Below are 9,577 nucleotides of genomic sequence, written 5' to 3'. Positions count from 1 at the left end.
GGTGCCGTTTGATCCGTCAGGCACTCTTCCCTTTTGATAAAGGGAAGTCCCCGAAGGGGGAAGGGTTAGACAACTAATGTTACAATAAATACTTTCCATTACTTATAAAGCGTTCTTTGATATAATCAAAGGAAAAAAGTAACAGGGAAAAGTAATGAAAAAAGTGTCACCTTTGTCACTTTTTGCAGTACAAGTCCGCGAAGCGGGCTAATACGGATAACCACGGGTAAAGCCCGTGGCAAAAGTAGATAGAAATAGACCGTCTCCGCAGGAGGCGAATGGGACTAATTTTCGCTATTTGCCTCCTACGGAGACATATTTTCCAGTCAGTCCCTGCCACGGCTTTTACCCGTGGTTATCCACCTTCAGTCCCTTCGGGACAGGTTGATTATTGGGAATGGCTGTCACCTTTTTTGTAGTACAGCCTGTTGTTTTTTCGGGGAAAATTGTTTTATATAAGGAGTTCTTTGATATAATCAGAGGGAAAAAGGTAACAGATAAAAGTAATGAAAAAAGTGTCACCTTTGACTACGCTTCGCTCCGTCGATTTTCAATTCAATTGTCACTTTTCTATAAAGGGAACTAATCAACCTTTACTTTTCAGTTCATCTTCGAGGCGTATCATCTGATCGCGAAACTGTGCGGCTTCAAGGAATTCAAGCTTCTTCGCAGCAGCCGCCATCTGTTTTTTCGCCTTGGCAATCGCTTTCTTCAACTCTTCCTTGCTCATGTATTCAATCTGGTCTTCTGAGGCTATGGCAAGAGAGTCTTGCTGGCTATACGATTTTACCGCTGATATTTCCTCTCCCTTTCGCTGGGTAAAGACAGAAGTACGGGCTTTTTGTATCTGTTGCGGAGTGATGCCGTGTTCTTCGTTGTATGCCATTTGTTTTTCGCGCCTGCGGTTTGTCTCGTTGATGGTCTTTTCCATACTCTCTGTAATCTTGTCGGCATAGAAGATCACTTTACCATTCACATTACGCGCGGCACGTCCTACAGTCTGGGTTAACGAGCGGTGTGAACGTAAAAAACCCTCTTTGTCCGCATCCAGTATGGCTACGAGCGAAACTTCCGGAAGATCAAGGCCTTCGCGCAAGAGATTGACCCCTACCAGTACGTCAAACATCCCCGTTCGCAGGTCATCCATTATCTGCACACGGTCTAACGTGTCCACATCGGAATGAATATAGCTGCAACTGATCCCGTTGTTAGACAAATAGGCTGTCAGTTCCTCCGCCATGCGTTTGGTAAGCGTAGTTACAAGCGTACGCTCGTTTTGTTCTACACGTATCTGTATCTCTTCCATCAGGTCATCAATCTGGTTGAGGCTGGGACGCACGTCAATCGGAGGATCTAACAGGCCCGTAGGGCGTATAAGCTGCTCCACAACCACCCCTTCCGACTTCATCAATTCATAGTCGGCGGGCGTTGCACTTACATAAATGGTCTGAGGAACAAGCGATTCGAACTCTTCGAACTTCAACGGGCGGTTGTCCAGCGCGGCAGGAAGGCGGAAACCATATTCCACCAGATTTTCCTTACGGGAATGGTCGCCTCCATACATGGCGCGTATCTGGGGTATTGTTACATGGCTTTCATCTATTACCATCAGGAAGTCGTCAGGGAAGAAATCAAGGAGGCAGAACGGACGCGTACCCGGTTTTCGGTTGTCAAAGTAGCGCGAATAGTTCTCTATACCTGAACAATGCCCTACTTCGCGTATCATTTCAAGATCGTAAGTAACACGTTCATAGAGTCTTTTAGCTTCCAATGGCTTACCTATAGACTGGAAGAAGTCTACCTGACGCCCCAAATCGATTTCTATTTCGTTTATCGCCCTTACCATCCGGTCTTTAGTGGTAACAAAAAGATTCGCCGGATATATGCGGAAATCATCATACCTGTCTATCCTTACACCACTCAAAGGATCCAGACACTCAATGCTTTCGATCTCATCCCCCCAAAACACAACCCGTACGATGGGATCGCCATAAGCGAGGAAAACATCAACGGTATCCCCCTTTACGCGGAAATTGCCGGCTTTCGGATCAACCTCATTACGTGAATATAACGCATTGACTAAAGCGCGGAGAAAAACATCGCGCACGATTTTTTGCCCTACGTGAAGGCTAATTGTCGAACTCTCAAAGTCTTCGGGGTTTCCCATGCCGTACAAACAGGACACGGAAGACACTACGATAACATCGCGACGACCGGATAAAAGAGAAGTAGTAGTAGCCAGTCGCAACTTTTCTATCTCATCATTGATGGACAAATCCTTTTCGATGTATGTATTCGTAGAAGGAATATAGGCTTCGGGCTGATAGTAATCGTAATAAGAGACGAAATACTCCACGGCGTTATCTGGAAAGAACGTTTTGAACTCGCTATACAGCTGTGCCGCTAATGTCTTATTATGGCTCAGTACCAACGTGGGTTTTTCCACAGCCTGTATGACATTGGCAACTGTAAAAGTCTTTCCCGACCCGGTCACACCCAATAATGTCTGTGAAGGGACATGTTGTATAACGCCCTCGGATAGAGCAGCTATCGCAGCCGGCTGGTCTCCCGTAGGACTATAGTTGGAGGTTAATTTAAAATTCATTTCAATTTTTCGCCTTTCATAAATCAAAGATAATAAGATTTTTGCACATTTATTTTTAAATAAGCTCTATTAACTAGATATGCAAAAAATGTTTTACGATTAAAAAATGTATTTTTGTATTATAAAATCGAATCTCACGAGTATGAAGAAAATTGTTCTGTTCCTTTATGAGCTTTTTATTTTTGCTCCTATTTTTGTTTTAGCTACTATTATCACTGCTGTAACAGTCATGATAGGATGCCTGATCGGTGATAAGAATTTTTGGGGATATTACCCGCCCCGTTATTGGTCGAAGTTAGCTTGCCGACTGGCGCTGTGCCCTATAAAGGTAGTCCGCCACGCCGAACTCGACCCAAACAAATCATACGTATTCGTACCCAATCATCAGGGAGCTTTCGATATTTTCCTTATCTACGGCTACCTTAACCAAAATATAAAATGGGTGCAAAAACAAGAGCTGCGCAAAATACCTTTCGTAGGTAAAGCTTCTGAAATAGCAGGGCATGTCTTTGTCGACCAATCTAACCTGAAATCGATGAAGGACACAATAGGCAAAGCCGAAGCCCAACTGGGAAAAGGAGCGTCGATGGTTATATTCCCCGAAGGGGCAAGGACTAAAACCGGTAAAATGGGACGTTTCAAAAGAGGGGCATTCATCATCGCCAAAGAAATGGAGCTTGAAATAGTACCTGTAACGGTAAACGGCCCTTTCGACCTGATGAAGATACATACATACCTCTTCAATCCGTGTAAGCTGGAACTGGTGGTACACAAACCGATTTCTACAAAAGACCTGAATGAAGATAATATGAACGAATTTATAAATAACTGCCGCGAAATAGTATATTCCGGATTATGGGACAAATACAAATAATGATGCTTTAATAAAGATGAAAAAAATTCTGTTTTCAACAGTACTCTTGTTACTGAGCTCTGCCGTAGAAGCCCAGAACCTGCCTTTGCCCGAAACCGTAGGCAAACACCTCTTCGAAATGATGGCAAACAGGGCTGATATAGCAAAATCTCCGGCATACACCGATTTAGGCAGCTATACAGCACTGTATAAGAAAGGATGGACACCATACCTGCAAGAGGAAATGAAAAGTGCTGACGAAGCTGAAAAAATGTTCCTGCAAGGCGATTTAGACAATTTAGACGGTAAAGCGGAAGCCCTGTACACAGAAAACTTAAAAAACAGTTGGCCTGTATTACTTCAATATATGGACCAGTACAATATTAATGCCCGGACAGCGACATACAATAAAACATTCTTCAAGTTATCAAAGGATCAGGATGCAGAATATATGCCGGACGCCTTCGACCTGTATATCAGCATGAACTATAAGGAAGAGGTATATGCCTTCGAGGCTTCGGTTCAGTGGGCAGACAATCAGTGGGTACTTATAACTGTTGAGCCTAACATATACAGATATACCCAGATGGAGGATGACGAACTTGTGTTCGAACCAGAATCAAATACAGAACAGATACCGGATGACGCCACATACAAGTACAATACGGCCTATCAGCCAACAGATATCGAAAAAGCCCTGACGATAGAATCCCCTGCTGCATTTAATCAAAAAATAGTAAGCCTGTTAACGCAAGGCGCTGCATTCGGAACGGATAACTCCTTCCTGACGGAGAATGAATATATGGAAACATCAGGAAACGTCATGATTAAGCAATTGAGAGAAAAGAAAGAAAGAGGAGAAGTAGATGAGGAATTCCTGAACGAGATAAGTTCTTATCTGGAAAACCCGTCCCTATTATTCGAAACAGAATTAAAAAATTCGTGGGGAGAGTTACAGGAAAATATGAAAGAAGAATTTGAGGAAAATGACTTAAGCCGGTTGTCCCCATCCAATACAGACATAGAAATATCAAACGGGGACAGGAAGTTTAAAGACCTGAACAATATCACACTCCGCACCGATATAAAATTCCAACATAAGGAGCATCAGGCAGGTATTATCTTCGAAGCAATATGGTACAAGGGCATGTGGAAACTTACATATATACAACCTTTCCCCTATGACATATTGGAAATGATGACCGAAGATACTGATTCTGACGACTTTGACGACACACTGGATGCTATAGAAGCTGTAGAAAGTGACGAGGATTGAAACATAATAAATGTTAGAAATTTACCCGGATTGAACATACTGATTACAGAATAGGCAAATAACATTCATTTTTTTGTACTTTTGCGTTTTACACTTAACAACAATATAGCATGAAGTTGAAACATATATTCTTATTGTCGTTCATACTGATGGCATGTTCCACACGCTTATCGTATGCATATACTACATCAATTTCCATTTCGCAGAATACATACGACGACATTATTACACATACAGTGGCCAAAGGGGAAACTGTATATTCGATAGCTGCCGCATATCAGACAACCGTACAGCAGATATACAAACTAAACCCAAAAGCTGAGCAGGGAATCAAAGCAGGCGACAAACTGCAAATACGTAAAGTGAGAGCCATCGCAAGTTATAGCAACCACCTGATTGAAGCAAAAGAGACATTGTTTTCCGTTTCACGTATGTATAAGATATCTGTAGATGATGTTAAAGATGCTAATCCCGGATTAACAGAAAGTACATTCAGCATAGGAAAAACAATCAAAATCCCCGTTTTCAACGAACCTGTACCTTCCGCTTATCAATCGGGAAGCAATACAATGAGGTCTAACATCGAATACAAGGTGCAAAAAGGGGAAACACTATACAGCATCGGTAAAGCCAATAATACGACAGTAGAAGCTCTCCTGAACGCGAATCCGTCATTAAAAAACGGGGGGCTGAAAGACGGCATGACTATAATCATCCCAAGCGGACAGGCAGCTAATAATGTTTCCGGAACGGAATATATACCGACAAGCATGGATACTCCATCCGCAGCGAAAGGCGAAACAGTACGTGTAGGTATCCTTCTGCCATTCACAGATAACGGCGGAAGTATAGCGAAGGACAAACTTACCGAATACTACGAAGGATTCCTGCTGGCTGTAAAAGACATGAAAAGCAAAGGTTTGAACGCTGAAATATACACATTCGATACAGGTCCCGAAAAAAATACAAAAAGGCTGGAAAGCCTGATGGAAACGAATGAAATGAACAATCTACACCTTATCATAGGAGGTGTGTCCAAACAGCAGATAGATGCTCTTGTCAAGTTCTCTAAAAAGACAGGTATCAAGTATGTAATTCCATTTGGTTCTTCTAGCGAGATAAACAATGACCCGTTACTTTTCCAGATGACATCATCGCATTCGTCCTTATATCCGGAAGTGGTTTCTGCATTTGTAAAGAGATTCAGCAATTATAACATAATCTTTGTATCCGAAGCCGGTTCGAACAACGATAAAATGGACTTTGTGAACGAACTGAAAAAAGGCCTATCCAAGTCAGCGATACAGTCTAAGACGATAACAAATTCGAACAATCTGCTGAACGACCTAAAAAACGCGCTGAATGCCACAAAGGAGAATATAATAATACCTACATCTTCTACCGAAGTGACACTCAGGAGAATTACCGCATCGGTAAATCTTATAACAGGCAATTCAATTACCCTGTTCGGTTACCCTGAATGGCAGACTTATAGTGCCCAGGTAGCCAATCTGCATAAATATAATTCCTATATTTACAGCATATTCTTCGTTGATGGGGAACAAAGCGGAGTAAAGGATTTTGCCGGGCAATATAAGCAATGGTATAATAAGAACCTTATCAATTCGTTCCCAAAATGGGGTTACCTCGGATATGACACGGGGCTTTACTTCCTGACAGCGTTGAAACAATACGGAAGCTCATTCGATAACAATATATCCAGAATAAATGTACCTACTTTACAATCATCTATCTCCTTTGAAAAAGTAAATGATAAGAACGGGGGATTTGTAAACAACGGAATATATTTTATTCGTTATAAAGAAAATTCAGGTCTTGAAAAAATAAGTATCACTGATTAAATGGTAAAAAGATATTTATTGCTTTTGTTTTTGCCGCTATATTTCGGCACATTCATGTATGGACAAAATAAAGAGTTCAAACCTGAATGGAATGTAGGTGTAGGATTCGGCCCCACGTTTTCGGCTGTAGATTTTCAGCCACGCGTTACCACGAAAAACCGGATGCAGTATCATGGCGGTGTAGCCATACGCTACGTTTCGGAAAAGAACATTGGTATTATAGCCGAGTTAAATTTCAGCCAGCAGGGATGGGAACAGGATTTCAGTAAAAATGAAAATTACAGTAACCTGGGGCTTGAGCATTCCCATCAGCTGAATTACCTTGAAATGCCTATCCTCACACATATTTATTTCGGGAATAAAGTAAGGTTCATACTTAATCTGGGACCAAAAATAGGTTATCTCATCAGCGACAGTGAAAAGATGAATTCTAAGCTGAAAGAATACCTTTCAGACGGAGTTTCCGAAGGCTTCGAAACTCATCAATACTACCGTAAAGCTGAGCGTAGTATTGACTACGGACTGATTGCCGGGATGGGACTCGAATTCCGTACCGGAATAGGAAGCTTTGCTTTGGAGGGAAGATACTCATTCGGACTGGGCGATATTTACAAAAACAGCAAGTCTGATCATTTTTCACGGTCGGCGAACCGGGTAATATATGCTAAATTAACCTACTACGTCAAGTTGTTCTGATATGCCACGCATATACAAACTATCGAAAACAGGACTAAAAATACTATATAAAATACGCCACCATAGAGGACATGGTATACATTCTCCTTTTGTCTTTAATCTGGTAACGAAGGTCATCGAAGAAAAAGCGCCATATCATGTTTACGATGATATAGGGGCATTAATAGACCCTTATAAATTCCTGCGCCTGAAGAAACACAATCTACTCTCATTCCGTCTGGTCAATCATTTTAAGCCCGATAATATACTTGAAATCGGATCCGGCTACGGGGTTAATACTTTGTGCCTTACAGCAGCGTCGAGCAATATAAGATGTATGTGTATAGAACCCAATGCCAAGAAGTATATTATTGCCGAAAAACTCTATGAAGACTGGAGTAAAAATATAACCTTACATACTAATTCCCTGTTGCCGGAATTAAGCGAGAAGCAAGATTGTATCTATATCGACTTGAATAACTATAACCGTTTACCTTCTGATATATCCAAATATCTGGCAGACATCTCACACGAAAAAACGTTTATAATTGTCAGGGGTATCAGAACAAACAGGCACAATCAAGCGTTATGGAGAAGTGTTATCAAGATGGATAGCAGGACTGTGGTTCTGGATCTGTTTAATATCGGTATCGTTTTCTTTGATAAAACTTTGTACCGGTGGAAGTATCAAATCAGCTTTTAAGGTTTCTAACCTTTTAGCAATGATAGAAATAACCAGGAGTTTTAATTTTTTTATTTGATATGCCATGCATCTCTCAAAAATCTTTGAGACACGGAGTAAAAGGAGTAACACAGAGGTTTTCCCTTTATAATCCAATACATCAGGCTGTTTATTAATTGTTACTTATATTGCTTTTGTAAATAGAAGTACATTATGCAATTAGACCTGAGCTATTATCATTAATACTTTTTATACTTAAATATAGAATAAATGAAAAAGAGTGCTATATATACCAAAACCGGGGATAAGGGAATGACATCTCTTGTGGGGGGTAAACGTGTAGCAAAGGCGCATGTTAGGCTCGATGCATATGGTACAACTGACGAGTTGAACTCTTTTGTAGGATTCCTTATTCAGGAGATAGACGACGAGCATGACTTGGAAATATTGTCTTTCATCCAGCATAGGTTGTTCACAGTGGGTTCATACCTGGCCACCGAAACAGAAGCTATACCGCCAAAAGCTGCCAGCATTATCACGGATAAGGATATTTCTGTCCTCGAAAACGAAATGGACAGAATGGATAGCGAGCTGCCTCAGCTACGGCAGTTTGTATTGCCGGGAGGAAGCGAATCAGCAGCACGCGCCCATATATGCCGTACTATCTGCCGCAGGTGTGAACGGTGTATATATAAAGTGAAAGAAGAATTCCCTGTCGACGATCTTGTCCTGATGTTCGTAAACAGGCTCTCCGATTACTTTTTCCTGCTTGCCCGTAAAGAGTGTAATAAGAAAGGAACGGAAATATTTTGGAATCAGGCATTGATATAAGAAATATTGTTATATTTTTGCGGAAAATATAACCAAACTGGCAAAAAATAAATAAACTAAAATACTATGTACTGGACTTTAGAATTAGCATCAAAATTAGAAGACGCGCCATGGCCTGCAACAAAAGAAGAGTTGATTGACTATGCTCAACGTTCGGGTGCGCCTCTCGAAGTAATCGAAAACTTACAGGAAATAGAGGATGAGGATGAAATCTTTGATACAATCGAAGATATCTGGCCTGATTATCCAAGCAAAGAGGACTTCTTCTTTAACGAAGACGAGTATTAGACTCAAAAAGTTGTAAAAGGCTTTAAAATAAAGCATATATACAAGAGATTAGGGTAACAAATAATTGCCTTAATCTCTTTTTTATGCCCTTTTTTGCTATATTTGTTACCCTAAATGCAACCCTAAAAAGGGTGATATTCTTAAAGTAAAGGGTAAAAGATAGTACTGATCTAAGCAAACAATATTGAAAATAAAGGAAAAGACTCTTTATTTACACTATATTGCCCTTTTAGCTAAAGCAGGCACAATTAGCTCCGAAGAACGATGTGCTGAGAAATCGACCAAGTCTATTAAAATACAGATAATAATTCTTATAGAACATAAATTTTTAATATAAATATGAAAAAAGCATTATTGATTGTGCTGTTAATCTTACCTTCAGTATTTATTGGTTGTAGCAGTGATAATGATGCATAATCCGGAGCATCCCCACCCAGTAATCCGGTTCTAAATCCATTAGAAATCGGTTCTAAAAATCTGCCATTCCGGCAGATATCCACCCAAA

9 protein-coding genes are annotated in these 9,577 nt (G+C 40.7%); 7 read left to right on the top strand and 2 right to left on the bottom strand.

Annotated elements, in window-relative coordinates; all coding sequences use genetic code 11:
- Nucleotides 1-586: 586 nt before the first annotated feature.
- Nucleotides 587-2,605: an excinuclease ABC subunit UvrB gene (uvrB, locus tag D0T84_RS11755; protein WP_163308067.1), complete on the bottom strand. Its 2,019-nt coding sequence runs from the start codon at nt 2,603-2,605 to the stop codon at nt 587-589.
- Between the two features lie 142 nt (nt 2,606-2,747).
- Here uvrB and D0T84_RS11750 point away from each other — a divergent pair, with 142 nt between their 5' ends.
- From D0T84_RS11750 to D0T84_RS11720, 7 genes are all read left to right on the top strand, one after another.
- Nucleotides 2,748-3,479 carry a 1-acyl-sn-glycerol-3-phosphate acyltransferase gene (locus tag D0T84_RS11750; protein WP_255495335.1) on the top strand — a complete coding sequence of 244 codons (732 nt, stop codon included), beginning with the start codon at nt 2,748-2,750 and terminating at the stop codon, nt 3,477-3,479.
- A gap of 16 nt (nt 3,480-3,495) precedes the next feature.
- Nucleotides 3,496-4,734 carry a hypothetical protein gene (locus D0T84_RS11745; RefSeq protein WP_163308065.1) on the top strand — a complete coding sequence of 413 codons (1,239 nt, stop codon included), beginning with the start codon at nt 3,496-3,498 and terminating at the stop codon, nt 4,732-4,734.
- A gap of 110 nt (nt 4,735-4,844) precedes the next feature.
- Nucleotides 4,845-6,596, top strand: coding sequence for a LysM peptidoglycan-binding domain-containing protein (locus D0T84_RS11740; RefSeq protein ID WP_163308064.1), 1,752 nt, complete (start codon nt 4,845-4,847; stop codon nt 6,594-6,596).
- Complete coding sequence (locus D0T84_RS11735; protein ID WP_163308063.1) at nt 6,597-7,292, top strand: porin family protein; 696 nt, start codon at nt 6,597-6,599, stop codon at nt 7,290-7,292.
- 1 nt (nt 7,293) lies between these two features.
- Nucleotides 7,294-7,974, top strand: a complete 681-nt coding sequence (locus D0T84_RS11730; RefSeq protein WP_163308062.1) for a class I SAM-dependent methyltransferase — start codon at nt 7,294-7,296, stop codon at nt 7,972-7,974.
- A 249-nt stretch (nt 7,975-8,223) separates the two neighbouring features.
- Entirely contained in the window at nt 8,224-8,784 is a 561-nt protein-coding gene (locus D0T84_RS11725) for a cob(I)yrinic acid a,c-diamide adenosyltransferase (protein WP_163308061.1), read from the top strand.
- A 66-nt stretch (nt 8,785-8,850) separates the two neighbouring features.
- Nucleotides 8,851-9,072 (top strand): DUF2795 domain-containing protein, encoded by a 222-nt coding sequence (locus D0T84_RS11720; protein ID WP_006800744.1) that lies wholly within the window; start codon nt 8,851-8,853, stop codon nt 9,070-9,072.
- Nucleotides 9,073-9,383: 311 nt separating this feature from the next.
- Here D0T84_RS11720 and D0T84_RS22575 read toward each other — a convergent pair.
- Nucleotides 9,384-9,577: hypothetical protein (locus tag D0T84_RS22575; protein WP_221413134.1), on the bottom strand; the 194-nt coding region annotated here is incomplete at its 5' end.

The sequence above is a fragment of the Dysgonomonas sp. 521 genome, from assembly GCF_010501055.1.
Classification (GTDB): domain Bacteria; phylum Bacteroidota; class Bacteroidia; order Bacteroidales; family Dysgonomonadaceae; genus Dysgonomonas.
Note: the sequence above shows the minus strand (reverse complement) of the source record. Positions and strands in the feature narration are given on the sequence as shown.